Genomic DNA, 25,322 nt, shown 5'->3' with positions numbered 1-25,322 from the left:
AAGCGCATAATAAAGCCAAGTTTAATTGGCTTTCTCCCTTCTTTGGCCGTCCCAGGCAAGCATTGCCGGAGTTAATAGAAGCGTAATAAAGGTCGCAACTAACAGTCCGCCAACCAGTGCGGTAGATAACTGGATCCAGTATTGTCCCGAAGGTGCTCCCATAAAAATATCACGCTCAAAAAAGTCGACGGTTAACCCCAACACCATAGGTAACAATCCGACTATCGTCGTTGTCGCGGTGAGAAGTACCGGGTTTAAACGTTGCATTGCTGCTTTTACCGCAGCTTCCATCGGCGATAACCCATCCGAGCGGTACTCGTTATATGCGTCGATTAGAACGATGTTATTATTCACTACAATACCCGCCAGAGCCATAATGCCGATTCCGCTCATTACTACAGAAAAGGGCTCTTGCCGCACGAGTAATGCAAGCAGCACGCCAGCTAAAGAGAATACAATAGCGGATAGCACTAAAGCACTCTGGAAGAAGCTATTCAACTGTAATAGTAAAACGAAGAGCATTAAGAAAATGGCTAAGGCAAATGCCAATAGTAAAAAGCTCATGGCTTCATTTTGGTCGTCAAGCTCTCCGGTAAAATCAAATTCCACACCTTTGGCAAAATCACTCTGCTTGATTTTTTGTCGCAACGTTTCCGTTGCTTCGACGACGGTAACCCCGGGAACAAGGCCTGATTCTACAGTTTGTACATTGCGCGAATTGACACGAGTTATAATTGTTGGACTTAAACTCGGCGATAACTGGACAAAGTTCTCTATCGGCATCAGACCCCGGCTCGCGGGGATGCGCAAATTGGCTAGGTCGGCCATTGAGCGCTCTTCCCAGGGATAGCGTATACGAATATCAACCTGCTCTGGCGCCGATTCAGGAAGGTAAGTACCAACTAAGACACCGTCGGTCAATAGACGCGCTAAGGTACCTAAGGTCGCGACATCGACGCCATACTCGGCAGCTTTTTCGCGGTCCACATCAATTTTTATCTGTGGCTTAGGGGTCGCCATGTCACTGGATGTATCGATAAATTCATCTGATTCTTTCATCATTTTGAGCAAGTTGTCTACGGCTTCAGGCAATAAGCTCCGATCTTTCGCTGATACTTCTACAGAGACCGGACGAGAAGAGGACGGACCGCTTTGTTGTTTTTCAATCTTTAGCGCTATCCCGGGTAAGTTGTCTGTTTTAGTACGAATGTTTTGTATAATTTTTGTGGCAGAATCACGCTCCTGCCAATCCAGCAAATCAATTTGTAGTGTACCAATAATTTCTGAGTCCAGGTTGGCTTTCAGCCTTTCCTCAACTGACCCGATGGTACGAGAATAAATGCGTTCAATGCCCGCGACCGGCTCAACGGCCTTATCGACGAGCTTAACCAGATTATCAGCTTCACTTACTGATAAATTACCATCGGCTTGAACTTGTATTTGTATACGATCGGCCTCGATGTCAGGGAAAAAGTTTATGCCTTGCCCGAGCTTGCTGTAGAGGAAAAATGAAAGTAATAAGACAAACAGGCTGACCAGCAAAGCAAGTAACGGCTTATCCACCATATAGCTAACCAAAGACTGGAGTTTTGAACCGTTGTCTGCTGCATTTGCTGATTGTGAGGTCACTGATACTTTGCTTTTTACTGAGGAGCCAATTATCGGAACGAAAACCAGTGCCATGAGCAAAGACATGAGCAGTGTTATGATAACAGTGGCGGGCAGATAAAACATAAATTGCCCGGCCATACCTGGCCAAAAGAGCAGTGGTATAAATACGGCGAGGGTGGTCATTGTCGACGCAATAATAGGCCACGCCATGCGTTGGGAAGCTGCCAGATAAGCTTGTAATCGGTCTTGTCCTTGTCGACGATAGCGCTCTGCAAGGTCGACCACGACAATGGCACCATCCACTAACATACCAATAACTAAAATGAGTGCGAACAGGACCACGATGTTCAGTGTAATACCCAGCAATTGCAGCGTTAAAATGCCACCAAGAAATGAGCCTGGAATAGCAAGAGCAACGAGCAGGGAAGCTTTTACACCCAAAGCCACCACGATCGTTAGTATGACCAGAATAATGGCGAGTATGACATTGTTTTCAAGGTCGCCCAGAAATTGCTTAACATCGTCTGCCTGGTTTTGCATATAAGCGACATTAACGGTTGTCGGCCATTCAGTGCGCTGCTGCTCGACCATTTGGGTTACACGATCGACAACGTCAATGACATTAGCGCTACTCAGTTTTTTAATATCGAGTGCTATCGACGGTTGACCATCAATGCGGGCGTAACTGACGGGGTCTTTAAAAGTTCGCCTGACTTCGGCGACATCGCTTACCCGTACGACATTATTGGGCGTAGTTTTTATCGGCATCTCGAGTACATCGACAATGTTCTCAATGGTGCCAGGGATGGCGACGCTAATGCGTCCTGCCCCGGTATCCATTGCACCCGCGGTAACCAGAAGGTTGTTATTACTAATAGCCTGCGACACCTCCGCTAATGAAATGTTGTAAGACTGCATAGCTAATGGTTCAATGATGATCTCTAACAGATCTTCACGATCACCTGACATATCGATTTCGAGTACGCCATTAAGTGTTTCAAGTTTATCTTCTAAATTACGTGCCAGTTGGATTAAGTCCCGTTCGGGAATATTGCCTGAGAGCGCAACCGTTAAAATGGGGAATAAAGACAGATCAACCTCTTGCACCGTGGGCTTCTCAGCATCGGACGGTAAATCTTGTTCTGCTTTTTCAGTTTCGTCCTTTACATCACGTAGTGCTTTTTCATTGTCGAAGCCTGCGGCAAACTCCAGTTGTAACATGGCAAAGCCTTCACCGGCTTGAGCGGTTAAAGTATCTAAACCGTCGATGCTTTGTAATTTTCGCTCAAGCGGCTCGACTAATAAACGTGCGCTGTCTTCCGTTGAAATGCCGGGGTAGCTTACGGTGACGGTGAATACCGGAATGTCAATTTCGGGTGCAGCTTCTTTAGGAATTGTGGCGTAGGCAATGCTGCCCATTATCAACAATACAGCGAGTAACAGTATCGCTGCGCGATTGCGTGAGAAAGCGGCGGCAATAAAGGCTTTCATTATAATTCCTCGCCTTTGTCATAATCAGCAGGTACGGGTTTGGGGGTAACTTTTTGACCGGCGGTCAACGAACTATGGCTAATGATGACTAAACGCGTTTCGTCATCCAGCCCGCTGACCCATAAGGCATTAACGTCTGCCCGCTCCACAGTAACTGGAGAAAAACGTGTTTCGTTATTGTCATTAATGGTTAAAACACCCATGCGGCCAGCCGCATCTATTTTGATTTGGGCCGCAGAAATTTTGTGTGCTTTAACGTTGTTGGTTTCAATAACGACTTCGGCACTCATACCGGAAGGGATAGGGTCGTTCTGGTTTGGGATGGTTATTTCAACGCGAAATGTCCGGGTCTGCGGATCGGCAATAGGAGCGATAAAGCTGACCTGTCCCTGACGATCAGTACCACCGATAAGTTTGACCGTCGCGGGCATGTTGAGTTTGAGCCTGTGAATTTGACTTTGTTGTACGTTAATAATGGCGATTAACGGATCGTTATCGATAAGCTCTAGTACTTGGTTGCCGGCTGACACATAAGCACCTTGCTCAATAAAGCGTTGATTGATAACGCCGCTGACCGGTGCTGTCAATTCAGTATTTTCAATATCGAAGGTAATACGGCGAAGCTGTGCTCGTGCTGCTTCTAGTTGTGCTTCCAACGCCTGGAGTTGAGACTGGGACGACAAATTTTGTTCGATGAGCTTTTTCGTCGCATTGAAGTCGCTTTGTGCTTTTTTTACTTGAGCTTCTGCCTGAGTGCGTTGAACTTCGCGATCATCAATAGAAAGTTTTGCAATGACATCACCTTGGCTAACCTCAGCACCGCTGTCGGCAATCATTTCGAGCATGCCGTCAGTACGTGCTCGAATATTAAGTTGCTGATTTGGTCTAATTTCGCCGTTTAGTGTCAACTCGCGAGCCACAAGCTGGGCTTGACTATTTCTTACTGCAACTGACGGTAAATTGCTCTTAGTTGCGTTTGTCTTTTCGGTATCGCCTCTGAAGATGAAACCACTGGCTATCCACAAGAAAACCAAGGTTACGATGGCAATAAATACGGCTGTAGAGCTACTGATTCGGCCTTGCTGCTTGTGCAGTGAGCCACATGATGATGAGGTCATTGATGTTGCACCTAAATTATTTAAATGTTTTCGTCAAACGTCAATTTTTCTGACTATTGAGCATGGCTTAGCGTTCGGATTTCAACTCCAACAGCAACTTTTTCACGCTTTCATCGTAGAGTGTATTAAACCTTTCCAGCTCAGTAATTTTCTCCTGAGCTTTAGAATTCTTAATACTTGCTTTGGCTTCCGTTATTATCTTTTTCGCTTCTTCATGCTGTTTTATCTTTAATTCCAGCAGCGAATCATAAGGGTTGGTACGCATTACAAAATAGTTTAGGCGCTTACCAGGCAGCGCTCTGCGTTCGACCAGCTGGAGCATTTCCAAAAAGCGAATATTGGTGCTGACACTTCCTTTACTTATTTCAAGTAAGCTCATGAGATCGGCTGTATTTAGTGGGGCATCAGATATGATAAGAGCCGCAATTATTTGCCCGGCAATGCGAGAAAGACCATAGCCCTGAGTGTGCATGCCCATATCGGTAATAAACTGTAATTCTGCTTCGGTAAGCTTATTCATAGTAAAAACTTGTTAATTTGGATAATTTAAGGCTAAACAAACTTTTTCAAGAGATATTAGAGTGATGATTAACCGGTTTTCAGTATTTTCAATTCTTAACCTAACGTTGTTCGCGATACCTATTTGTCATGGTGAGCAACTTAGTGAATATGAACTCTGCATTTTAGATCGAGTGAAGGGCTCCGGTTCTATCGATACTGTTGAAGCTATAAAAAAAGAGTGTCGTAAACATGTTGAAAACGACAAAAGACAGAACTTATCAAGTGTGGATGTTCCTAAAAGAGAGAACGGCGTATTAACTCAGCGTTTGAGGGAAGAGCAACAGACGGAGTTTGAACCTTATGTTATTACTCCCCATCGCAGAAATTATATTCAACCCATGCTTACTACAAATGACATCAACCACGAGCAATACGCTCAAATTGAAGGTTATGAGAGGAATCTGGAAGATTATGAAGCTAAGTTTCAACTGAGTTTAAAAGTTCCCTTAAGCAAATCTAGTCTGCTATTTGAAGAGGACAAACTATATTTTGGTTTTACTATTCAGTCATGGTGGCAGATCTACTCTGACGGCATATCCAAGCCGTTTCGGGAAACGAACTATATGCCGGAAATAGTGTATGCCATTAAGACCGACTGGGAGCCTTTTAACGCTAATACCGGTGTTATTTTTGGCGCAGAGCATTTGTCAAACGGTCGGAGCCAGTTACTGTCTCGTAGCTGGAATCGCCTGTATACACAGTTCGTGGTTGAAAAAGGGAGCTGGGTATTTTCGCTTAAACCGTGGGTTCGGTTGCAAGAGGACGCTAAAGAAAATCCAATAGCATCACGAGGCGACGATAACCCGAATATAGAAGATTATGTCGGAAACTATGAGTTTTCGGCTGGGTATAATGATGGTCAATTTGAATACGGCTTTAGATTAAATCATGCGATTGAGACTGGTCGAGGCTCCGTAGAAGTAAGTTTTTCATTCCCTTTGTGGGGTAAGTTTTATGGGTACGCGAGCGTTTTCACTGGCTATGGTGAGAGTTTAATTGACTATAATCATAAGCAAACACGGTTTGGCTTGGGAATAGCTTTAAATAACCTTTTGTAGTGCGTGGACGAAATTCGTCCACTTAAAATCGGCTATCAAGTTGTACGTTTTATCAGGCCTTTACCACTGCCTTTAGCGCGCTTATTCACACAAGTTAATTACTCATGAAACTATTGCAGCTGTTAATAGCTCCTTTTGGAGTTTTTATACTGGTGGTGTTCCTAGGCTTCGAAAGTGGTGTACCAGCACAGATATTAATACCTGATGTTTGGCACCGATAGACCACGCTTTTCATCAATACGGTCCATCATCCATTCATCAATCTCCGAGTCTACCCAGGCGACGTTCCTACCCAGGATATGAACAGGCTTGGGGAATTTGCTTTCACCAATCAGTTTGTAAATTGAGGTGCGTCCCAGCCCGACGCGCTCTTGAACCTCGTTTAACCTTAGAAACCTCATGTGCTCCTCCTTCTTTTGTGTCATAGCATTAGTAAGAATTGAGATGAATGAGTACGAACAATAGACCACAAAAACTGCGGTCACGATGGAGCGTAGGCGCTTCCACTAACCCAGCTCCCACACCCAACAGGCACGCAAAGGCGTACCTGTCAGGTGTTGTCATGCAAGTTAAGGGTATGTTGGGGACTAGACGTTGAATGTGATGTCAGTGGCTATATGCACTGCTATTTGAGCCGTTATGTGGTTTGAGTCATCGCATTCGTTGGTTTCATGTGCATCGCTAATTACCTGCCGCTTGGTCTCTCCTACGTACTTGCCATGTGCATGAGGACTGATACCTAATAGGTTCGACTTGATGACACGATGAATGATACCGGCTTCCTGGCGTTGAATAGCTGCAAGCAGCTCAGGCCGGACTACTTTGGGCATGTTTTGCCCTTGAGCTCTGAGGTAGACCGTTATTAGCTTGCCGATAAATAGCGCCAGCTCCTTGTTATCGTCTTCGTTATCGCTGGAGACAAAGTAATATATTTCCCTCGCAGTAGATGCAATGTGAAGCGTTGGGTCGCCCGCGTGGGCAGCGACCTTAAAGCTGCTAATCACGATGGGTAACATGTATTGTCGAAGCTTGCGGTCGTTAGCCTCGCTCCACTGGTTGATATGGGTTGTTGCCAGTATCGAGTCAAGCAGCTCGAATGTTACTGGCGGCATGTTTAACCATTGCCTAAACCTTTGCTCGTCATACACTTCGTGCATTTGAACTGAGTTAGTGCGACCCGTTAATGGGTCGCGTTGGCTGACGGTGCAAATACCTAATTTACGAATGGTATCGGTGTATCCTGTTGTAAAATCAAACCGCATGACGTGGTTCCTCCCAGTCTGATCCACGAACCTCGCGAACCTGCTGCAAAATCCAATCATCAATCTCTGATTCAATCCAAGCTGCTGACCGGCCTGCCAGGATAATTGACTTAGGAAAGCTATCTTCCTGCATCAGTCGGTAGATTGTTGAGCGGCTTAGACCAACTTTGGCTTTGACTTGGTTTAATCGTAGTAATCGCATGAGTTTTCTCCATATCTTGGTTTCTCTCATGGGATGAGTTGATCCTGTAAGAAATAACCATGGACTGAGATTCCAACCGATTTCAGGCCTATATCACGCACGTGCATTCAAGAATCGAAAACATGGAGACACAAAATGCACGAGCAAAACGCTGAGTATGTAACGAATGGGCCGATGACTGAGGTTGATGTGTTGAATAAAGCGTCTGAGATCTTGGAGACGAAGTTTTTGAAGGGGGAGGGCTTTACCAGCCCGTCTGCAGCAAAAGACTTCCTTAGGTACAAGCTGGCGCATCAAAAGCGTGAGGTGTTCGCCATACTGCTGATGGACTCACAGCATCGCCTGATTGAGTACAAGGAACTGTTCTTTGGGACGATTAACGCTGCACCGGTGTATCCCCGTGAAGTGATGAAAGAAGTGCTTCAGCAAAACGCTGCTGCTGTGATCCTGGCACACAACCATCCATCGGGTGTGACTGAGCCATCGGTAGCTGACAAGCGTGTGACGACGCGTATCAAGGACGCGCTCAATCACATAGACGTCCCCGTGCTTGACCACATTGTAGTAGGCCAAGACACGGTTTCGTTTGCCGAAAGGGGATTATTGTAGGTGAATGTCGCTAAGCACGTAGAAGAGGTTTTCCCTGGGCCTTTTCTACGTTGCTTAATGGCTTATGCTGGCGCTTTATTTTTTGCATTACTGCTGTAAAACGACTGGTGTCGTCCCTGATACTTGGTTGTCGCTTCTTTGCACAGATAATTGATACGCTTAAACACCACCTCGTGTTGCTTATTAAGGCAGGTTAACGGTCCTTCCAATGAATAACTGACGGGATTTGAAGCATGTAGTAACGCCGCTGTTGAATCAGTGGATATCCCGTGTACTTTCAACCAAGCATGACGAATGATTCTACCGAGCTGAGTCCTGTCCTCATGGCTTAAGTTACCGACATTGTAAAAGGTATCCTTGTTGAGGAACAAAACGACGTGGTAATGCTCTAGCGGGCTCTCAATGGTTTGCTCTACCTTGGCGACATACTCGATTTGCGTATGGTGTATCCGTTTCTTTTCCCGTTGCTGCTTTAGTTGATAACTTTTGATGCCTCGTTTGATGTTCTCAATGAACTCCGTTATTGGATTCCGAACCAAGCTATGCTGACTGTAGAAAGGTAAGTGCAAGTCAAAACACACCACTAGTGTTCGAGGATGATTGTAAAAGCTTCTTTGGAACACCTCGTACAACTTATCCAGGTACTGCTCAATGTAAGGGGCATTCTGCTTCCACATATCGAAGCCTTTATATCGGGAGCCGTAGCAAAGGATGTGGTTAGGATTGTATTTACTGCGTTTGGGTTGATTCATTTTGACCTCCTAGATCGTTGTTGAGTCATAGGAGATCTGATCCTGTAATTTTTAACCATGAGTCAGACGGTAAGCTTTGGGGCTTACCTCATCTCTGGGGTTCTACCCCGTCATCACGGAGGGTTTAAAATCGCACTAAACTGCTGTTCTTGTTTTGCCAGCCCACAACGCATTTTTAGCTCATGGTACCGTTCAGAAGCGCAGAATCACGAACTTAGTCCGATTTCGGTTTAAGAAGCATATAGATCCACTCAGACAGTGCGGTGTTTATGTTATCCATAGCTTCACCCAGGGCCGCGGTGGCGTCTTGCATTGAAGAGCCGGCTACTGGAACTTGTTCTGCTAATAATGTACTTCCTAATACTTGTCGATCAAGTTGGCTAACCAGAGTGACATGCAAGATTACGTGAGCTTTCTCACCTGCTTCGGAATCTTCTATTTGAAAAGCTCGCAGGTTGCTGTGAATAAGATAATCAGCGGACAAGTCATTTTCTTCATTTACTACCTGCGAAAACAAGTCAGTACTTTGCAGGGTTTGCATCATACTTTGCTGCACCAGGGTTGGTGCTCGATCGGCCCAGCGCGCTCCGGCGTAGTATCGTTGGATCTGACCATTACTGAATTCACTAATACGCGAGGTATTGAGCGAACGTAGCGTGTCGGGTTCCGCTACACTTAGCGCCGTGTTTAGTCTTGGTTCTGATATAGTTTTTAGGGAACCATCAATAGGTAAATGATAGATTTTAATTTGCTCGGCTTCAGGTAGCACCGAACATGCTCCTAATGAAGTAATTATAAGACTCAGCATGATGTGCCTCAGGTACAATTTCATTTCTCAACCTCCTCGACCTGTCCGCGCCTCAGCAGAAATGACCCAGGCTCTTCTTCTAGTCGCTCCGCAATACGATTAATAACACTTAAGGTTCGTTGCAATTCCTGCGCCGCTGGTCCAACTTCCTTCAATCCACGGACGCTTTCTTCCAACGATTCTTCATTATCATTCATAATACGAGTCAGCTCTTTGCTTCCTTTTTGCATTGCCTGAAGCGTTTTTTGCATCTCAATAAAGGTTTCGTCACCGTGCCTATCGAGCAACTGCTGGCCTTGGTCTGCAAAGCGTGTGAATGCGGCCATGCTCTTGCGCGACTCTTCAATGGTCTGGTGCAAGCCTTCCGCTATACCCTGTAAATCATCTTCTCGAGCGGCCAGTGCCGTTGTGATAGATTCTACGTTACTTAATGTTGCCGCCACGCGCTGGGTATTTTCTTCAGAGAACATACTATTGATGTTCTGGACAAACAAATTCACATTTTGGAGCAGGCTTTCGCTGTTAGCGAATAATTTGTTAAGTGCCGAGCGGTCAGCCACAATCAACGCGGGTTTTTTTTCGGTACCTTTTAAGGGAGAACTGTCTGGCGAACCGCCATATAAGCGAATAAGTGCATTACCGGTAATATTGGCCAGACCCAGTCGCGCGCCGGTGTCATCTTTAACAGGGGTATCTGTAGTCACCCGAATGCGTACACGTACCACTCTTGGGTCGTTAGGATCCAAGCGCAGATTAACCACATCGCCGACTTTAATACCGCTGTATTCCACCGCACTACCGGGATTCAAGCCGCTAACTTCATCGTTGAAAACAACTTCGTAATAGGCGTAATCACTGTCGATACTGGCTTTACCCAGCCATAGAACAACACTGATAAAAGCTGCGCTTATAATCAGCACAAAACTGCCGATTAACACATGATGTGCTTTAGTTTCCATGTTCTGGTCTCATTTGTTGATTACTCACAGCTCTGCCTCTCGGACCGTGAAAATAAGCTTGTACCCAACGATCCTGATACGCGGTGACTTTATCAAGAGTATCCACTACCAGTACTTTTTTCTGCGACAATACCGCCACTCGATCACTAACCTGATAAATACTATCCAAATCGTGAGTGACCAAAAACACAGTCAATCCAAGTGCTTGTTGCAGTGTCTGTAACAGTGAATCAAATTCACCGGCTCCAATAGGGTCAAGCCCTGCTGTAGGCTCGTCTAAAAACAAAATATCCGGATCCAGAGCGAGTGCGCGGGCTAAGGCAACTCGTTTTATCATGCCACCGGATAATGATTGCGGCATCGTCTCCGCTGTTTGTGCATCAAGCCCGACCAGAGCCAGTTTAAGCGAGGCGATATCGCTGGCGTCATTGGCGTTCATTCCTAGGTGTTCACGCAAGGGCAGTGCGATATTTTCACGCACATTTAATGACGAGAAAAGCGCGCCTTTTTGGAAGAGTACCCCGGTATTTCTATCGACTTGTTGGCGCTCAGCAGCAGAAAGTTGTAGTACATCCTCGCCATTAATTTGAATGCTGCCAGCCGTCGGTTGGGTTAGCCCCAAAATGCTGCGCATTAACACTGATTTGCCCGAGCCAGAGCCGCCGACCACTGTTAGTACCTCGCCTCGATAGACATCGAGATCAAGCCCCTCGTGTACCACATGTTGGCCAAACTGATTGCGCAGGTTGCGCACGGCTATAGCTATGTCACTCACCAGTTAATCTCCATAAAGAAAAGGGCAAACAGAGCGTCGAGCAAAATTACCATAAAGATTGATTGAACCACACTGGAGGTTGTGTGTTCCCCAACTGACTGCGCGCTGCCGCTGACTTTAAAGCCTTCGTTACAGCCGATAATAGCAATTACAAAGGCAAACACTGGGGCTTTGATCATTCCTACCCAGAAGTGATTTATTCCGGTATCGCGCTCAAATATATGGAGAAAAAGTGCTGGAGAAATATCCAATGTCAGAGCGGAAATGACCATACCTCCGCCAATACCCGACGCCATCGCAACAAGAGTCAAAGCCGGCAAACTCACAAGCATAGCAAGTACCCGTGGTAACACGAGGAGTTCAAGCGGATTCAGGCCCTGTGCACGCAGGGCATCAATTTCCTCGTTGGCCTTCATGGAACCAAGCTGAGCGGTAAAAGCACTGGCTGTTCTCCCGGCAAGCATAATTGCGGTAAGCAAAACAGCAAATTCGCGTAAAAAGGAAAAGCCGACCAGATTTATGGTGTATATACTGGCACCGAAATCGCTGAGCACGGTTGCACCTAAAAAAGCAACTACCGCGCCGACTAAAAAGGTTAATAGCGCTACGATAGGCAACGCGTTTAAACCGGTTTCCTCTAGCTGCGCCACAAAAGCTGTTACTCGCCAACGTGACGGACGCCCAATCACTTGAGCGGCGCTTTGCAGGGTAGCGCCCATAAATCCGAGTAAGTCGCGCTGGTTGCGATAGAGATTTGAGCTGAAGATGCCGATCCGTTCAAGCATTTTGACAAAGCCGTTACTTTTGGGTGGCGACGGCGGCTCCTGATTACTGCAGGCATTAATAACTGTATCAATCAGATTGTGTTGTTGCTCAGTTAAAGGCAATTGGCGTAACTTGTGCTCACCTAAGGCGCGGTATAATAACTGTACTCCCGCAGTATCGAGTTTTTTCATCGACTCAACATTACAAGTTACTGACTGCGGTACGTCACCCAGGTTAGCCAGCTGTTTTTTTAGGTCAATGTAATGGGCAACTGTCCAGTCTCCGCCCAAGGTTAAACAATCGCGACCTTCAGCCTGATTAAAATGAATATAGCCGTTTTCCTGCATGCTTAAAGTTTAAACCTTGTATTAAAATTAGGCTGAGCCTCAGGCCCGTTTTAATATCGCAAACCGCTTTAAGTGCTCGGCGTGACGATCATGTTACGTAAAAAAGAGAGGAACACCTGATCTCGGGGCAACGCTTCCTTAATCGATCCTTGTAATGCTAGTCCGGACCAGAGTGCGTAAAGACCTCTTGCGAGATCAAAAACTGGCATAACTGGGGCCAGATTGTGACGATTAATCAGGTTTTCCAACAGAACGGAAAATTCTCGGAGACTCGCCATTTTAACTTTTTCACTACGCTCAGCGAAACTCGGGTCGCGTCGGGAATGAAGTTGTAGTTCAACGGAGAGAAGCGACCATTGTGGATCACGCGCCAGCTCCGACAAGCGGTAGGCTAATCGATCCAATGCTCCATCAATACCCTCGCTATCTGATTTAGATACTAGCTCTTGCATGAGTGAGACTTCCTGTTGGATATGTCTCTCGATGACTGAGAGCAAGAGTTCGTCTTTGCTCGTAAAGTTCGAGTAAAACGCTCCCTGAGAAAAACCTGCACGTGCACAGAGGTTTCGCAGCGAGGCGGCAATTATTCCTACTTCTGCGAACATGCGATTGGCGGCGTCAATTAGGCGAACACGGGTTTGCTCTTGTTGTTCACGCCTCGTTAGGCGCCGAGCCGTATACGTCATTTTTAAATCCTCTCAAGCGACGCGCATTTTGGCGCGTCGTAATCGTTTTGTTTACTTGTCTTTATTAGAAAAGCTCCCGCGAAGCTTGGTAATCCAAGCTCCAACCCCTTTGACTGCCTCGCTTCCTTTACTCAGAATCTCTCCGACCTCCTGTGCCAGCATTTCATGTTTAGAGCTCTCAGAATCTGGTAAAGGGGGCAGGATATGAGCAAAATAAGTCTTATCCAGAAACCAGTGTAACAGACGTTCACCCATAAAGGGTTTACCATTATTCATCGCCCTTGCACCTTTAATCATGTTTCGGATGTCATATTGTGTTGGGCTAATATCCGGTACCTGTTTAGGAATGTTGAGTAGCTTATAGACTCCAACACGTGCCGTGCGAATGGATGTTTCCATAGTAAAAATAATGTCGTTTCGAGTCTCAACGAACTGCCCGACTAGACCCAGATTGGTACACCCTTCAGGTACTGGCTGAGGTCGGTCTCCGGCTGCACGTTTCATAAATTGAGCGGTAATGTAGGGCATGAGGGCGGTGCGGACTTTTGTTCTGGCCGCAACTGCTTCCAGTTCGTCTTCTATGCCGAGATGATGACAGAGTTCCGCGAGAATCTCTTTACCTGTGCATTGCGGCATCGGTTTTTTCACAAAGTTTCCGTCTTTGTCCATCAACAGACCATATACCCAAACTACCAACGTATCTTCAGGTTGACCCGGGAAATGTGGCTGACGGTTGATGGTGACACTCAGAAACCAATTAGAATCGGTGAAGGTGATGATCCCACCTGTCACTGTTCGCCCTGAATAAGGATCATTGACCGAAAGCTCCGTCAATTTATCCACCAGAGGAGAGGATTTACAGGTTAGCGTTGCGGATTCCCATATCGATTGATCAACGTCACCGTAAAATTTCTCTGGTTTACCAAATACGGGGGATTTTTCGGCAAGATTTTTCCAGAGGCTCCAACCGCTGTTCTCGCCTGGATCATGACGGTCTACCTTCAAATCTGGCACAGTATTCATGTCACCATAGGCGGTGTTTTCTGTCATTGACCCGGTGAGTGCAAAGACCAAGTCGCCATCCGCCACGTCAATGCGTTGCTCTTCGCCTGCTACGGCACAGAGTATCCCCGTAACTGTTTTTTTGTCGCTAGACTCCGCCATCTCGAGGTCATATACGCGAGTTTCAAGCTGAAACTTAACCCCTTGGTCGCGTAGCATATTAGCTAACGGTTTAATGAAAGTATCGAACTGGTTGTATTTCGGGAAGACAAGAACCGACATGTCACCAAATCCGTCAATGGAATCGAGGAAACGATGCATGTAGAGCTTAGTTTCTAATAAGCTATGACAGTTCTTAAAGGCAAACATACTGCGGAAAAGCGACCAAAAATTGCTTTCAAGAAAGCCTGTGCTGAAGTATTCCTCAATGGTGATATCATCGAGCTCTTCTTTGCGTTTAAGGAGCAGCCGTATCATTTCACGCTGCTGGGATTTCGAGAGACCAAAGTCGGTGAAATCCATGATCTCTCCGCAGTTACGCATTAACCGGGCTTTCGAGTAATTGGGGTCGTTGTCGTTAACCATTCGGTACTCATCGAGGACTGAATATCCTTCAGGCAATTCAACCGCGGGTACGTCCTGAAACATATCCCACAGAGTGTCGTAGTTCCAGTTCATTTCACGACCCCCGCGAACGATATAACCGTCTTCCGGGTTGCCAGAACCGTCCATGGAGCCACCTTCGACCGCCATTTCTTCCAGGATAGTGATGTTTTCTGGCGGCATATGTGCATCCCGGATTAAGTAAAAGGCAGCGGCCAGACCACCAATACCACCCCCAACGATATAGGCTTTTCGTTTTTCCACGCCCGGGGTAGGCAAGGGGCGATGTCTTGCATAGGGGCCGATGAAATCATGCGGTGGCAACGTGTTTTGTGGTCGATGATGCCAGTAGCCGGAAGTTGCGTCGGGTTCGTGCTCGAATCCCTCGGGTGCAGTTTTGCTGATCTCGAAGCCTGGAATATTTGAGTTGACCATGAGCTATATCCTTTTTTGTAACGATTTTAGACTGAATGTCTAAACACCTTGAATTTAAGAGTAGCTTATGATTTTTGGATATCAATTGATATTTGAATTTCGATTGATATTTAAGGTTAGCTTGTCGTAGATCAATATTGTGCAAGTTCAGTGTATTTGATCCGATCCCCCTCATAAGAACTACAATTGAACACACACTCTAGTTAAAGGACTACCAACATGACTGAGAAAATTAAAGCGCTACGGCTAAAAAAACCGTTTGGGCTGGACAATATTCAAGTAACCGAAATGGAAGACCCTGGCCAGCCCGGGCCGGGAGAAATTCGCGTTAAAGTTAAAGCAAGTTCGCTTAATTTTCATGACTACGGCGTAGCTGCCGGGTTTATCCCAACAGAAGATGGACGCATTCCAATGTCTGATGGTGCAGGCGTTGTTGAAGCCGTTGGCGAAGGAGTGGAAGAATTCGCGGTAGGCGACAATGTTGTTTCTACATTTTTCCCGTATTGGCAAAGTGGGCCGGCGCCAGTCGGCGATTTCCGCAATACGCCGGGTGATGGCATTGATGGCTACGCCCGAGAAGTTGTCGTGCGCCCGACTCAGTTTTTCACTCATCAGCCTAAAAACTACAGCCATGCTGAATCGGCAACGCTGACGACTGCGGGGTTGACGGCCTGGCGCGCTTTGGTCGTGGACGGTGGCATTAAGCCGGGCAATACGGTGCTTGTGCTTGGCAGTGGTGGCGTATCAGTATTTGCCTGCCAATTAGCGAAAAGCCTGGGGGCGGCTGTATTTGCGACATCCTCGTCTAATGACAAACTCCAGCAGTATAAGGAGCTGGGGGCAGATCATTTGATTAACTACAAAGAAGACCCTGAATGGGGCAAAACGGTTCGTAAATTAACCAATGGCCGTGGTGTTGATCATGTGATTGAAGTTGGCGGTCCTGGCACTTTGCCGCAGTCTATTAACGCGGTCGCGATAGCGGGACACATTGCGTTAATTGGTGTGCTGACCGGAAATGAAGGTGAAGTCCCAACTGCTAAATTAATGGCCAAGCAAGCCCGGTTACAGGGTTTAATTGTTGGCAGCTGCGACAACCAGAAAGACTTTGTGCGAGCCCTGGAAGCCAATGGTGTGAAGCCGGTAATTGATAAAATTTTTGATCTGGATGAATTAGCGGATGCATTCCGTTATGAAGAGTCCGGCAAGCACTTCGGTAAAATTTGCATAGAGTTTTAGCTGGCTGATAAACATTGGTAATCTGCATTCTTACATAGCCTGGGGCTTATTGTTTCTAGTTGCAGGTCATATCGGTATGGCTTTCATTCATCAGTTTATTATAAAAGATGGAACGCTAAAGCGGATGATGTAAAAGCCTTGCTGCTTTGATTTTGCCGTAACGGGCTTTCTATAACAGTTAAAACAATAATCTGTTATTATTTAGCTCGTTCGGTTCATCAGAGTATTTTCATGAAAAAGTATGAGCTACTGGCAAATCAGCTAAGGCTTCAAATTGAGAAAGGCATATGGTTACCCGGTGAAAAACTGCCTTCTTTAAGAAGACAGGCGGAACAGTCAGGCTATAGCCTGATGACGGTTTTACACGCTTATCAAATGCTCGAATCTCAAGGTGTTCTTGCAGCGCGTGAACGCTCAGGCTACAGTGTTTCTGCTTCGGTAAAATCTCCTCAAAATCAGTCTCATTCTATTCAACCAACCGAAGCGGTTAGTGTGAACGACTTTGTTTTTGAAGTGCTGCAGGCATCTCGTAACGTTCATACGTTAAGTTTAGGCTTTGCGTATCCGGATCCTTCGTTGTCTCCGCGTCACCAACTGAATAAGGCGGTTGGTTCTGCGGCAAAACAGTCTTCTTTAATGACCGCATTAGATAATCTGCCCCCCGGTAATGAAGAGCTGCGGCATCTAATTGCTAAGCGTTACGCGGCGCGGGGAATTAATATTTCGCCCGATGAAATTGTAATAACAGCAGGGGCGTTGGAGGCGCTGAGTTTGAGTCTTCAGGCTGCTACTGAATCCGGCGACTGGGTGGTGATTGAAGCACCTGCGTTTTATGGTGCGATGCAGACCCTAGAGCGGCTTGGTCTTAAAGCTATTTCTGTGGCGGTTGATCCTGAGCATGGTTTGGATATGTCGTCTCTGGAACGGGCGTTTCAGAGCTATGACGTTAAAGCCTGCTGGTTAATGTCTAATTTTCAAAACCCGGTGGGCTATTCGCTAAGCAATGAAAAGAAGTCGCAGGTGGCGCAACTGCTGAAAAAGTACAACGTCGTGTTAATTGAGGACGATGTGTACAGCGAGTTGTATGAAGGAGACACGGCACCGCTGGCGGTAAAACAGTTTGATAACAGCGATAACGTGATGCTGTGTTCGTCATTTTCTAAATCGCTTGTAGCCGGGTTTCGTATTGGTTGGGTGGCCGCCGGTAACCGCGCACTGGAAGTACAAAAACGTCAGCTAATGAGCACCCTAGCGACCAGCGCGCCTATTCAGTTATCCTTAGTGGAATATCTGTCGACAAAAAATTACGAGAAGCACCTTAAAGAATTACGCAAAACGCTGGCTTCCCGAAAACGTAAAATGCACGAGTTTTTGCAGCGACAGCTAAGCGACATTGCCAAAATTTATAACCATAGTGGCGGTTATTTTTTGTGGCTGGAGTTTGACGCCAGCGTCGATACCACGGTGTTATACCGGGAGGCGCTGGATAAAAATATTACGCTGGCTCCGGGCAAACTGTTCGCGTTACAGAATGAGTTTAATCATTGTTTACGGGTGAATGCCTCCTTTGAACTAACCGACGCCAACAAACAGCTTCTGCAACAACTTTGCCGCCACCTGAGGGAACACATCGCTCGCCGTTCTGCTGACTGATCTAGCTTTTTACCACCTTTCTGTATCTACCTCATAAAACGAGAGTCATTAGAATCGCGCTGTGTTGTTTTTTGCGGAGTGATGACGGTGACGGTTAAACAAGTTTCAAAAAAGGATGTGATTTTTCAGACTGGTGTACCGGATGGAAAAATCTACGTAAAAGAAGAAAAGGGCAAGTATCAGCGAAATCGCCGTTACCTGAACGTGTTTCTTATGCTTCTTTTTGTTTGTATTCCCTTTATTCAATACAACGGACAACAAGCGATTTTGTTCGACGTAGCACAGCAAACGCTTCGCTTTTTCTCTATTAAGCTGTTTCCGCAGGATTTAATCATTTTCAGTTTAATATTTATCCTTTCTGCGTTTGTCTTATTTGCTGTGACTGTGCGTTATGGCCGGGTGTGGTGCGGCTTTACCTGTCCGCAGACAGTATGGATGTTGATGTTCAACTGGATTGAGCGGCGCATTGAAGGCACAGCGAACCAGAGTAGAGCATTAGATAAAGCGCCTCTGAGCGTTGAAAAAGTCGCTAAAAAAGGATTTAAACACTTCATCTGGGCGGCAGTTGCTTTACTGACTTCGCTAACTTTTATGTCCTATTTTACTCCCGTAAAAGAACTTTATTCCGGCTTTTTTACCCTTTCAAGCTCGGGTCTTATTTACGGCTGGGTTTTGGTTCTGGCTGCCTGCACTTACGGCAATGCGGGCTGGTTGCGTGAAAAAATGTGCCAGCACATGTGTCCCTATGCCCGTTTTCAATCTGCAATGTTTGATTCCGGCACCAAACTCGTGACTTACGACGCTACCCGCGGTGAAGACCGAGGCCCAAGGAAAAGAGGCAGCGCTCCTTCAGAGTTGGGTGATTGCGTCGATTGTAAGCTCTGCGTACAAGTTTGCCCGGCAGGTATCGATATTCGCAATGGTTTGCAGTATGAGTGTATTAACTGCGGTTTGTGTGTGGATGCCTGCAATAAAGTGATGGATAACTTTGGTTATGAAAGGGAGCTCATTGGCTTTCGTAGTGAGAAAAAGTCTGCACGCAATGGCGGCGGGCAATGGTTATATGGCGTGGTGTCTGCGCTCATCATTACCGGGATAATTGTCTGGATGCTGACATGGCAGAGTTTTGAAGTAGGCGTGATAAGAGACCGTCAGGCTCTGTATCGCATTAATAACGAGGGGCTGGTTGAAAACGCTTACACCGTCACTTTGCTGAATAAATCCAGCTACGTAAAAACCTTCGACGTAACGGCTTCCGGGCTGGCAGGCGCTCAACTTTCAGATACCGGGCCTTTTGCTGTAGGTCCTGGAGAGAAGCGAAGTGTTGTACTGACATTAACGACGGAAGAAGAACCGCAGACTACAATCTCACATTTTGATTTCGTCATTGAGTCTCGGGAGTCTGAAGAAACCGTTGTTCATGAAACTATGTTTTATTCAGGGTGATGCTTAACGCTTAGTTTTAAAGTGCTCTTAATTGCTTCCTGAGACGTAGGTATTTAATAGATAAAACCAGGAGTAATTTATGAAAGTACTGTTTAGTCTGATTTTATGGCTCGGTATTTGTGGGGCTTTGGCGGCAACCGAGTATTCAATAGAGAAGGTTAAGGGTAATGTTTATCGGTTTTCTGCCGGGCATTACCATTCGGTGTTTATGGTAACGGAGCGGGGGATTTTTGTTACTGATCCTATTAATGCGGATGCGGCAGCTTACCTTATAAAGGAACTCAACGAGCGTTTTGAGCAACCAGTTAAATACTTAGCCTACAGTCATAACCACGTTGATCACGCCCTGGGCGGTGATGTTATCGCAAAGGATAAGGTAGAGGTGATTGCGCATGAGTATGCGGATGAAGATTTACGTTGGAGTCAAACGCCAACCGCGCTGCCAACAATAACCTTTAACGATGAATTGACAGTAAAACTCGGCGAACATTCTGTGGAAATGAAATATTACGGACCAAACAATGGGCGTGGTTCTGTCAGCATGCGGTTTATGCCTGAGAATGTACTCTTTGTGGCTGACTGGATTGTGCTGGATCGCATGCCTTACCAAACGCTTCCGGGCTATGACATTCACGGAATGATACGCTCGACAAAAGCCGTGTTAGAGGAAAAGCCATTTGATGTGTTTGTTGGTGCTCATGCAGAAATGGGAACGGGTAAGGATGTCGAGCGCTATTTGAGCTATTTGGAAGCCTTATATGCTGAGGTTCGCGACGGTATGTTGGCTGGCAAAAGTTTGGAAACACTTCAGCAGGACATAAAGCTTGATGAATTTTCCGATTTAAAAATGTACAACGAGTGGCTGCCTCAGAATATAGAAGGTGTTTATAAAACGCTTAATGAGCAGTCTTACTTTGATCGCCGTTAGGCAGAATTAAAGCCGCTCGTTTTTGATTTTATCTTTACGCGCTGTCCACCAGTGGTAAAGCGATGAAATAAGTAGTGCTATGAGAAAATCTTTAAACTCTGTACTGTGTAGAGTGAGCTCACTCGCTTGAAAGGACTTGACGATGGTACCGCCCACAAGGTAACCACCAATCAAAACCAGCGCCAAGTATATGGTCGAAAGTATTTTATTATCTGTTTTCATATCTGCAGCTCATACCGTTCTCAGTGTTTCTGAAACCATCCTCGCATGGCAGCCAGTGCGGAGTCATCAATACTGTCGCCATTTTCTTTTCTTAGGCCGTGGTTAAGCTCTTCAAAGTACTGATAGTCAACGTTCTCCGTGCTACTCAGGTTTTCTATCATTACCTGGGTTTGCTCTGGGTCTACTGAAGCGTCCTGCCTCGACTGAATAATAAGCAGAGGTGTTTTCCCGCGTTCGATGACTTTGGTTTGCTCGAGGGTAAGCATTTCCTTCCACCACTTGTAGCCATGCTGGCTTGAGTTAACAGAAAAGGGCTCATTTGATGTTTTTATTTGCTTCGCAAACTCGTGAAACTCGGCAAGTACCGATGCTCTAACCTCTGCGGGTGTCGATGCTTTTATATTGTGCTCAATGTCGTTCTGAAATGAATTACCGCCACCGTTAAATGCGATAGTGGCGCTAATGCCGGGGAACGCTTCGCGCAGCATGACGGCAATAACGGCTCCTTCACTGCCACCGAGAACGTAAACTGACTGATAACTTTTAGTTTCGTTAAGGTGTTCCAGCACCTGCCTGGCATCATTTACTCGCTGCGATGGTGAGTCATTGTCGATGTAGGTTTGCGGGCATTCGTTGGTTTCTGGTGTCAGTCCCCATTTCTCAATGAGCAGAACATCGGCGTCGAGTCGTACTTTGGGTAAAACTTCTTTAATAGAATGGTTTGTTAATGAACTCCGGCAGTCGGAACCTTGCAATATAAGCAGTAGATTATTTGCTGGCTTTGCTCTTGAACCAAGGTGATAGGTGATTCTAGAGTCGGGCATTAATTGCCGCTGAAGCGTCTCTGTCTCAAACGTTAATTTCGACGCAGCCACTGAATAGCCGCTTAGGGTCAAAAATGTAAAAAAGAGAAATAGATTAAAGCTGCGCATGAATTAAATACCGGTTAATTTTCCATTACAAAGGAGATTATCCGCTAAACGACAACTTTTGGTAACATGCTTTCAAAGTATTTTAGTAACCATAAGCATTGGAATAAACCAACATGACCATAAAGTCGGGTATTTACGAACACTACAAAGGCGGACGTTACCGCGTTATTGATATCGCCCGTCATAGCGAAACTGAAGAGTGGATGGTGCTTTATCAGCCCCTTTACGGTGAACAAAAGCTTTGGGTTCGCCCTTTTGACATGTTCGCGGAAACGGTGAACATAGACGGCAATGACGTACCCCGATTCCGTTTTATTGGCAGTGAGTAAGGGAAGACAATGAACGAAATCGATAACAAACTCTTTCTAGTTTATGTTGGCGGCACAGCGCCTGGTGCCAACATTGAGTTGCATGATATCCGCTTTGTAGTGGGGCCGAGCATGGAAGAGACTTATCCGGCTATTCGAAAAGGGTGGTTCGGCACGCAAAAAGGACTGCACCTGGATAGCTTTGTTCATTTGCACCATGTGGATGGCTACCGCATTCATCTTACCTCTGAAGCGCATGAGAAACCCGAGGAGAAACGCTTGTACTTTGTTAACTTCGGTGGCTATTTTCCGAATAAGCTGGCCGAGTATCATGACTTTACTGTGGTGGTCGCAGACTCACCGCAATCCGCAAAACAACTGGCTCGCGCACAAGTTTCCAAAGCCGGCTTAGCGGACGCTGAGCAAATTCATAAAGACGACTTACTGGCGGTGGACGACTGCTTGTGCGTCGATTTGGTGGATAACCACTATGTGACGCTTGAATTTGACGGTGAACAACAGCCTTTGGTACCCGACTGGAAAGGGTATCAGCCACTGCCATAAACTGTCGATATATGAAGTGCCAGAACATCGCTGTTTGCCTAAACAAAAAGAAATAAGGAACGAAATGATTTCCTGGTTCAGAGCTAACTGGGAATAAACTCTTCATCAACTGCATGGCCGGTCGTACGAGTTTCATTCTACGGCCGGAACATAAAGCCTGTTTGTCACTACGCTGTCACCGTTAACAACAACCTGAAATAAGTCACCGTAGTCATCTTCTTCAAGTGTTTTGGCGGTTCCGCCTGCGGCTTTTACTAACTCCGATACCGTGTTGCTGTGACCGATAATGAGAGCATTCTTTTTCAGGCCTTTGATGCTGGCTATTATTCCATCAAAATCTTTAGAGGGGTAACTCTGAACGGAGAGGCCAAGATGCTTCGCGAGAGCCTCGCCTGTCTGTTTTGTGCGTTTAAAATTGGTAGAAAATATAGCCTCAATATCGCTATTCTTTAGTATTTGAGCCAGCATGTGCGCCCGCTGCTGACCCGCAATACTCAGTTCGGGGTCAGTTTTTTTATCGGTTTTCTCCATGTGACGAGTAAAGTAAAGAGTATAAGTGTCTGCAAATGCCATAGTAGTGAAAGTACTAACGAAAATTAAAAGACAAAGTAAACGACGCATAAGCTTTAAAGGTTATAGTTTGTGTTTGGTTTTTGAGAGTAAAACATAACTTTATGTTTATTTCAGGACAAGCATCAAAAACACGACAAATATAAATGATAACGATTCGTAGTTGTGTTATCTTTTGCTCCTTACTAACAGCGAAGGAGTACATGGGGTATGAACGCACGTGTCGTTCCGCTTGCAGCAGCTATCGCAATGGCATTAAGTCCACTTGCAGCGACTGCAACACCACAAAATGCGGATAAAGAAAAACCGGCGAAAGATGAAAATCTTGAGCGGATTAAAGTAACTGGCAAGTACACTGTCAGCCAGAATCTTGATTCCGCGACCGGACTTGGTTTAACACTGCGGGAGACACCTCAGTCGGTCAGTATTATGACTGATGAAAGAATGTTCGATCAGAATATCGATACCGTGCTTGAAGTTGTAAATAACGCGGTGGGTGTTTCTGCATCGGAAATGGACAATGTTCGTAATACCTTTTATGCACGCGGGTTCGAAATCAGTAATTATCAAATTGACGGAGTACCTACCTCATGGAGTATTGCCGGTGATGCGGGTGAGACCATCGCGGATGTTGCGATTTACGAGCGTGTTGAGTTCGTACGTGGGGCGACAGGCTTATTGACGGGGGTTGGAGATCCTTCAGCATCAATCAACTTAGTCCGTAAGCACGCTACTAGTAAAGAGTTTGAAGGCTATATTAATGCTTCTGTGGGTCGCTGGAACAGTAAGCAGGTAACTGCTGATGTTGGCAGTGCATTAAATGCTAGCGGCAGTATTCGTGGTCGTGCTGTGATAAAAGTTGATGACAGCGAATCGCATGTCGATTTCTTAGAAGAAAGTAAGGAAGTTTTCTACGGTGTTGTTGAGGCCGATATAACAAATTCTACTCTATTAAGAGTTGGGGGGAGTTATCAACACCATGAGCCTAAGGGCGCTATGTGGGGATTCCTTCCTGCATTTTATTCTGATGGTACCTACACAGACTGGGATGTTTCGAAAACAACCGGAGCTGACTGGACTAACTGGGAAACAACCAGTACCAATTATTTTGTCAACCTGAATCATGTTTTTGATAACGGTTGGGAGCTTCTAGCTAATTATAACGGCTTAAAGGCTGATAAAACATCCAAGCTACTTTATATCAACGGAAGTGACTCTCAAAATTTGCTAGACAAAGAAACTGGCACGGGGTTAAAAGCTCAACGCTATAACAGCGATGGTGAAAATAGTCAGAATAGCTTTGACGTGCAATTAAAAGGGCAATTCTCTGGTTTTGGCCGTTTACATGACCTTGTAATTGGTGCTTTATACAGTGAACATGACAAATTCGCGCACACTTTTAATCCGCAACCACTAGGTGGTGATGGCACTTACGATCAGGTGCCGGTTGGAAATTTTTATGAGTGGCCTAACATAGAGGAACCTCAGTGGTCGGACGAACCTACTCCGGGTGAAGATACTGCTACTGAAGAAAAAGGCTTTTATGCGGCTACTCGCCTGGCACTTTCTGACAGCTTAAAACTTGTTGTTGGTGGCCGTGTTTCAAGCTGGGATCGTGATGGGGTTAGTTACGGAACGGTTGTTGACTATGGTGATTCTGGAGTGTTTGTTCCTTACGCAGGGTTGCTTTATGACTTAACGGATAATCACCGTTTATATGCGAGTTTTACAGAGATTTTTAATCCTCAGAATCGTAAAGATACGAACGGAAATTTTCTGGATCCTCTAGAAGGTCAAAGTAATGAGTTAGGGCTTAAAAGTACTTTCTTAAATGACCGACTGCATACTTCAATTGCCGTTTTCAAAATAGAGCAAGATAATCTGGCTGTTGTCGATCCTAATCATGAGTCAACGCCAGAACTGCAAACCGCTTATATTGCTGAACAAGGTACCGAGAGTACAGGGTTTGAAGCTGAGATTGTTGGTCAACCCGTTGATGGCTGGAATATTTCTGCCGGATATTCTCAGCATGAAGCAGAAAACGCTAACGGAATGCTGGTCAACACGGATACTCCAGATAAGTTGTTCAAGTTGTTTACTACCTATCAGTTTGTTGAGTTTTTGCCTGAGCTGACTATTGGTGGTGGCGCGAACTGGCAGGGAGATGTTTATTCGACTGGAATGAACCCTGCTACTCTTGAAATGGAAACATTCACTCAGGACGCGTATTGGTTAGTGAACCTGATGGCACGTTACAAGTTATCAGATAACATGAGCCTACAACTTAACGTAGCGAACTTATTTGATGAGAAATATTACAGTCAGGCTGGGTTTGCCTATGGCTACCGTTATGGCACACCACGTGATTACACACTGAGCTTTAACTACAAGTTCTAATTGATCAGAGAGAGTGACT

At 45.8% G+C, this 25,322-nt stretch carries 26 protein-coding genes; 10 read left to right on the top strand and 16 right to left on the bottom strand.

Annotated features, from left to right (window positions below; genetic code table 11):
• Nucleotides 1-21 precede the first annotated feature (21 nt).
• The 3 genes from RJ32_RS09160 to RJ32_RS09150 form a co-directional block, all read right to left on the bottom strand.
• Nucleotides 22-3,102, bottom strand: coding sequence for an efflux RND transporter permease subunit (locus tag RJ32_RS09160; protein WP_034821462.1), 3,081 nt, complete (start codon nucleotides 3,100-3,102; stop codon nucleotides 22-24).
• The gene (locus RJ32_RS09155) at nucleotides 3,102-4,220 is read right to left on the bottom strand and encodes an efflux RND transporter periplasmic adaptor subunit (RefSeq protein ID WP_034821459.1); all 1,119 of its coding nucleotides are present in this window, start codon (nucleotides 4,218-4,220) and stop codon (nucleotides 3,102-3,104) included. Before RJ32_RS09155 ends, RJ32_RS09160 begins: the two co-directional genes overlap by 1 nt.
• Nucleotides 4,221-4,287: 67 nt before the next feature.
• Nucleotides 4,288-4,740 (bottom strand): GbsR/MarR family transcriptional regulator, encoded by a 453-nt coding sequence (locus RJ32_RS09150; protein WP_034821455.1) that lies wholly within the window; start codon nucleotides 4,738-4,740, stop codon nucleotides 4,288-4,290.
• Nucleotides 4,741-4,804: 64 nt separating this feature from the next.
• Here RJ32_RS09150 and RJ32_RS09145 point away from each other — a divergent pair, with 64 nt between their 5' ends.
• Complete coding sequence (locus tag RJ32_RS09145) at nucleotides 4,805-5,839, top strand: phospholipase A (protein ID WP_034821452.1); 1,035 nt, start codon at nucleotides 4,805-4,807, stop codon at nucleotides 5,837-5,839.
• Between the two features lie 194 nt (nucleotides 5,840-6,033).
• On the opposite strand, the gene RJ32_RS09140 is transcribed toward RJ32_RS09145, so the two are convergent.
• The 3 genes from RJ32_RS09140 to RJ32_RS09130 all read right to left on the bottom strand — a co-directional run bounded on the left by RJ32_RS09140 (nucleotide 6,034) and on the right by RJ32_RS09130 (nucleotide 7,303).
• Nucleotides 6,034-6,240: an AlpA family transcriptional regulator gene (locus RJ32_RS09140; protein WP_034821449.1), complete on the bottom strand. Its 207-nt coding sequence runs from the start codon at nucleotides 6,238-6,240 to the stop codon at nucleotides 6,034-6,036.
• A 186-nt stretch (nucleotides 6,241-6,426) separates the two neighbouring features.
• Nucleotides 6,427-7,101 (bottom strand): hypothetical protein, encoded by a 675-nt coding sequence (locus RJ32_RS09135; RefSeq protein WP_034821447.1) that lies wholly within the window; start codon nucleotides 7,099-7,101, stop codon nucleotides 6,427-6,429.
• Nucleotides 7,091-7,303, bottom strand: coding sequence for an AlpA family transcriptional regulator (locus RJ32_RS09130; RefSeq protein ID WP_034821444.1), 213 nt, complete (start codon nucleotides 7,301-7,303; stop codon nucleotides 7,091-7,093). The genes RJ32_RS09135 and RJ32_RS09130 overlap by 11 nt, the downstream gene beginning before the upstream one ends.
• A gap of 135 nt (nucleotides 7,304-7,438) precedes the next feature.
• On the opposite strand from RJ32_RS09130, the gene radC reads away from it, so the two are divergent.
• Nucleotides 7,439-7,912 carry a DNA repair protein RadC gene (gene radC, locus RJ32_RS09125; RefSeq protein ID WP_034821437.1) on the top strand — a complete coding sequence of 158 codons (474 nt, stop codon included), beginning with the start codon at nucleotides 7,439-7,441 and terminating at the stop codon, nucleotides 7,910-7,912.
• A 62-nt stretch (nucleotides 7,913-7,974) separates the two neighbouring features.
• Here radC and RJ32_RS09120 read toward each other — a convergent pair whose 3' ends face one another.
• The 7 genes from RJ32_RS09120 to RJ32_RS09090 all read right to left on the bottom strand — a co-directional run bounded on the left by RJ32_RS09120 (nucleotide 7,975) and on the right by RJ32_RS09090 (nucleotide 15,044).
• Nucleotides 7,975-8,664 carry an inovirus-type Gp2 protein gene (locus tag RJ32_RS09120; protein WP_034821436.1) on the bottom strand — a complete coding sequence of 230 codons (690 nt, stop codon included), beginning with the start codon at nucleotides 8,662-8,664 and terminating at the stop codon, nucleotides 7,975-7,977.
• A 214-nt stretch (nucleotides 8,665-8,878) separates the two neighbouring features.
• A complete protein-coding gene (locus RJ32_RS09115; protein ID WP_034821435.1) occupies nucleotides 8,879-9,496 on the bottom strand; it encodes an ABC-type transport auxiliary lipoprotein family protein in 618 nt (205 codons plus the stop codon).
• Nucleotides 9,493-10,431: an MlaD family protein gene (locus RJ32_RS09110; RefSeq protein ID WP_034821434.1), complete on the bottom strand. Its 939-nt coding sequence runs from the start codon at nucleotides 10,429-10,431 to the stop codon at nucleotides 9,493-9,495. The genes RJ32_RS09115 and RJ32_RS09110 overlap by 4 nt, the downstream gene beginning before the upstream one ends.
• On the bottom strand, nucleotides 10,421-11,206 hold the full coding sequence (locus RJ32_RS09105; protein WP_034821433.1) for an ABC transporter ATP-binding protein: 786 nt from the start codon (nucleotides 11,204-11,206) through the stop codon (nucleotides 10,421-10,423). Before RJ32_RS09105 ends, RJ32_RS09110 begins: the two co-directional genes overlap by 11 nt.
• Nucleotides 11,203-12,318 carry an ABC transporter permease gene (locus RJ32_RS09100; protein WP_051018750.1) on the bottom strand — a complete coding sequence of 372 codons (1,116 nt, stop codon included), beginning with the start codon at nucleotides 12,316-12,318 and terminating at the stop codon, nucleotides 11,203-11,205. Before RJ32_RS09100 ends, RJ32_RS09105 begins: the two co-directional genes overlap by 4 nt.
• 68 nt (nucleotides 12,319-12,386) lie before the next feature.
• Nucleotides 12,387-13,004 (bottom strand): TetR/AcrR family transcriptional regulator, encoded by a 618-nt coding sequence (locus RJ32_RS09095; RefSeq protein ID WP_034821432.1) that lies wholly within the window; start codon nucleotides 13,002-13,004, stop codon nucleotides 12,387-12,389.
• A gap of 51 nt (nucleotides 13,005-13,055) precedes the next feature.
• Nucleotides 13,056-15,044, bottom strand: coding sequence for an oleate hydratase (locus RJ32_RS09090; RefSeq protein WP_034821421.1), 1,989 nt, complete (start codon nucleotides 15,042-15,044; stop codon nucleotides 13,056-13,058).
• Nucleotides 15,045-15,263: 219 nt separating this feature from the next.
• Between RJ32_RS09090 and RJ32_RS09085 the strand changes: the two genes are divergently transcribed.
• The 5 genes from RJ32_RS09085 (at nucleotide 15,264) to RJ32_RS09070 (ending at nucleotide 20,310) form a co-directional block, all read left to right on the top strand.
• Complete coding sequence (locus RJ32_RS09085; protein WP_082815453.1) at nucleotides 15,264-16,283, top strand: NAD(P)-dependent alcohol dehydrogenase; 1,020 nt, start codon at nucleotides 15,264-15,266, stop codon at nucleotides 16,281-16,283.
• 4 nt (nucleotides 16,284-16,287) lie between these two features.
• Nucleotides 16,288-16,416 (top strand): cytochrome b/b6 domain-containing protein, encoded by a 129-nt coding sequence (locus RJ32_RS15225; protein WP_353850995.1) that lies wholly within the window; start codon nucleotides 16,288-16,290, stop codon nucleotides 16,414-16,416.
• Between the two features lie 98 nt (nucleotides 16,417-16,514).
• A complete protein-coding gene (locus RJ32_RS09080; protein ID WP_034821420.1) occupies nucleotides 16,515-17,936 on the top strand; it encodes a PLP-dependent aminotransferase family protein in 1,422 nt (473 codons plus the stop codon).
• Nucleotides 17,937-18,017: 81 nt separating this feature from the next.
• Nucleotides 18,018-19,382, top strand: coding sequence for a cytochrome c oxidase accessory protein CcoG (ccoG, locus tag RJ32_RS09075; protein ID WP_034821419.1), 1,365 nt, complete (start codon nucleotides 18,018-18,020; stop codon nucleotides 19,380-19,382).
• Between the two features lie 79 nt (nucleotides 19,383-19,461).
• Nucleotides 19,462-20,310, top strand: coding sequence for an MBL fold metallo-hydrolase (locus RJ32_RS09070; protein WP_034821409.1), 849 nt, complete (start codon nucleotides 19,462-19,464; stop codon nucleotides 20,308-20,310).
• A gap of 6 nt (nucleotides 20,311-20,316) precedes the next feature.
• Here RJ32_RS09070 and RJ32_RS09065 read toward each other — a convergent pair whose 3' ends face one another.
• Nucleotides 20,317-20,532 carry a hypothetical protein gene (locus tag RJ32_RS09065; RefSeq protein ID WP_016341356.1) on the bottom strand — a complete coding sequence of 72 codons (216 nt, stop codon included), beginning with the start codon at nucleotides 20,530-20,532 and terminating at the stop codon, nucleotides 20,317-20,319.
• Between the two features lie 20 nt (nucleotides 20,533-20,552).
• Nucleotides 20,553-21,356, bottom strand: a complete 804-nt coding sequence (locus RJ32_RS09060; RefSeq protein WP_158511976.1) for a serine aminopeptidase domain-containing protein — start codon at nucleotides 21,354-21,356, stop codon at nucleotides 20,553-20,555.
• A 221-nt stretch (nucleotides 21,357-21,577) separates the two neighbouring features.
• On the opposite strand from RJ32_RS09060, the gene RJ32_RS09055 reads away from it, so the two are divergent.
• Nucleotides 21,578-21,793: a DUF1653 domain-containing protein gene (locus RJ32_RS09055; protein ID WP_011234824.1), complete on the top strand. Its 216-nt coding sequence runs from the start codon at nucleotides 21,578-21,580 to the stop codon at nucleotides 21,791-21,793.
• 9 nt (nucleotides 21,794-21,802) lie between these two features.
• On the top strand, nucleotides 21,803-22,336 hold the full coding sequence (locus RJ32_RS09050) for a DUF1543 domain-containing protein (RefSeq protein ID WP_034821406.1): 534 nt from the start codon (nucleotides 21,803-21,805) through the stop codon (nucleotides 22,334-22,336).
• Nucleotides 22,337-22,468: 132 nt separating this feature from the next.
• Here the strand turns inward: RJ32_RS09050 and RJ32_RS09045 are convergent, their stop codons facing one another.
• Nucleotides 22,469-22,909 (bottom strand): histidine phosphatase family protein, encoded by a 441-nt coding sequence (locus tag RJ32_RS09045; protein WP_011234822.1) that lies wholly within the window; start codon nucleotides 22,907-22,909, stop codon nucleotides 22,469-22,471.
• Between the two features lie 207 nt (nucleotides 22,910-23,116).
• Here RJ32_RS09045 and RJ32_RS09040 point away from each other — a divergent pair, with 207 nt between their 5' ends.
• A complete protein-coding gene (locus RJ32_RS09040; protein ID WP_011234821.1) occupies nucleotides 23,117-25,303 on the top strand; it encodes a TonB-dependent siderophore receptor in 2,187 nt (728 codons plus the stop codon).
• Nucleotides 25,304-25,322: the final 19 nt, after the last annotated feature.

Origin of the sequence: Idiomarina sp. 28-8 (assembly GCF_000320945.2) — a bacterium.
GTDB lineage: Bacteria > Pseudomonadota > Gammaproteobacteria > Enterobacterales > Alteromonadaceae > Idiomarina > Idiomarina loihiensis.
This window is presented reverse-complemented; position numbering and strand designations above follow the sequence as displayed.

What these genes read in the sequence shown, in the direction of transcription:
- RJ32_RS09160 (WP_034821462.1), bottom strand. Translation starts at nt 3,102, where the DNA reads ATGAAAGCCTTTATTGCCGCCGCTTTCTCACGCAATCGCGCAGCGATA.
- RJ32_RS09155 (WP_034821459.1), bottom strand. Translation starts at nt 4,220, where the DNA reads ATGACCTCATCATCATGTGGCTCACTGCACAAGCAGCAAGGCCGAATC.
- RJ32_RS09150 (WP_034821455.1), bottom strand. Translation starts at nt 4,740, where the DNA reads ATGAATAAGCTTACCGAAGCAGAATTACAGTTTATTACCGATATGGGC.
- RJ32_RS09145 (WP_034821452.1), top strand. Translation starts at nt 4,805, where the DNA reads ATGATTAACCGGTTTTCAGTATTTTCAATTCTTAACCTAACGTTGTTC.
- RJ32_RS09140 (WP_034821449.1), bottom strand. Translation starts at nt 6,240, where the DNA reads ATGAGGTTTCTAAGGTTAAACGAGGTTCAAGAGCGCGTCGGGCTGGGA.
- RJ32_RS09135 (WP_034821447.1), bottom strand. Translation starts at nt 7,101, where the DNA reads ATGCGGTTTGATTTTACAACAGGATACACCGATACCATTCGTAAATTA.
- RJ32_RS09130 (WP_034821444.1), bottom strand. Translation starts at nt 7,303, where the DNA reads ATGCGATTACTACGATTAAACCAAGTCAAAGCCAAAGTTGGTCTAAGC.
- radC (WP_034821437.1), top strand. Translation starts at nt 7,439, where the DNA reads ATGCACGAGCAAAACGCTGAGTATGTAACGAATGGGCCGATGACTGAG.
- RJ32_RS09120 (WP_034821436.1), bottom strand. Translation starts at nt 8,664, where the DNA reads ATGAATCAACCCAAACGCAGTAAATACAATCCTAACCACATCCTTTGC.
- RJ32_RS09115 (WP_034821435.1), bottom strand. Translation starts at nt 9,496, where the DNA reads ATGAAATTGTACCTGAGGCACATCATGCTGAGTCTTATAATTACTTCA.
- RJ32_RS09110 (WP_034821434.1), bottom strand. Translation starts at nt 10,431, where the DNA reads ATGGAAACTAAAGCACATCATGTGTTAATCGGCAGTTTTGTGCTGATT.
- RJ32_RS09100 (WP_051018750.1), bottom strand. Translation starts at nt 12,318, where the DNA reads ATGCAGGAAAACGGCTATATTCATTTTAATCAGGCTGAAGGTCGCGAT.
- RJ32_RS09095 (WP_034821432.1), bottom strand. Translation starts at nt 13,004, where the DNA reads ATGACGTATACGGCTCGGCGCCTAACGAGGCGTGAACAACAAGAGCAA.
- RJ32_RS09090 (WP_034821421.1), bottom strand. Translation starts at nt 15,044, where the DNA reads ATGGTCAACTCAAATATTCCAGGCTTCGAGATCAGCAAAACTGCACCC.
- RJ32_RS09085 (WP_082815453.1), top strand. Translation starts at nt 15,264, where the DNA reads ATGACTGAGAAAATTAAAGCGCTACGGCTAAAAAAACCGTTTGGGCTG.
- RJ32_RS09080 (WP_034821420.1), top strand. Translation starts at nt 16,515, where the DNA reads ATGAAAAAGTATGAGCTACTGGCAAATCAGCTAAGGCTTCAAATTGAG.
- ccoG (WP_034821419.1), top strand. Translation starts at nt 18,018, where the DNA reads ATGACGGTGACGGTTAAACAAGTTTCAAAAAAGGATGTGATTTTTCAG.
- RJ32_RS09070 (WP_034821409.1), top strand. Translation starts at nt 19,462, where the DNA reads ATGAAAGTACTGTTTAGTCTGATTTTATGGCTCGGTATTTGTGGGGCT.
- RJ32_RS09065 (WP_016341356.1), bottom strand. Translation starts at nt 20,532, where the DNA reads ATGAAAACAGATAATAAAATACTTTCGACCATATACTTGGCGCTGGTT.
- RJ32_RS09060 (WP_158511976.1), bottom strand. Translation starts at nt 21,356, where the DNA reads ATGCCCGACTCTAGAATCACCTATCACCTTGGTTCAAGAGCAAAGCCA.
- RJ32_RS09055 (WP_011234824.1), top strand. Translation starts at nt 21,578, where the DNA reads ATGACCATAAAGTCGGGTATTTACGAACACTACAAAGGCGGACGTTAC.
- RJ32_RS09050 (WP_034821406.1), top strand. Translation starts at nt 21,803, where the DNA reads ATGAACGAAATCGATAACAAACTCTTTCTAGTTTATGTTGGCGGCACA.
- RJ32_RS09045 (WP_011234822.1), bottom strand. Translation starts at nt 22,909, where the DNA reads ATGGCATTTGCAGACACTTATACTCTTTACTTTACTCGTCACATGGAG.
- RJ32_RS09040 (WP_011234821.1), top strand. Translation starts at nt 23,117, where the DNA reads ATGAACGCACGTGTCGTTCCGCTTGCAGCAGCTATCGCAATGGCATTA.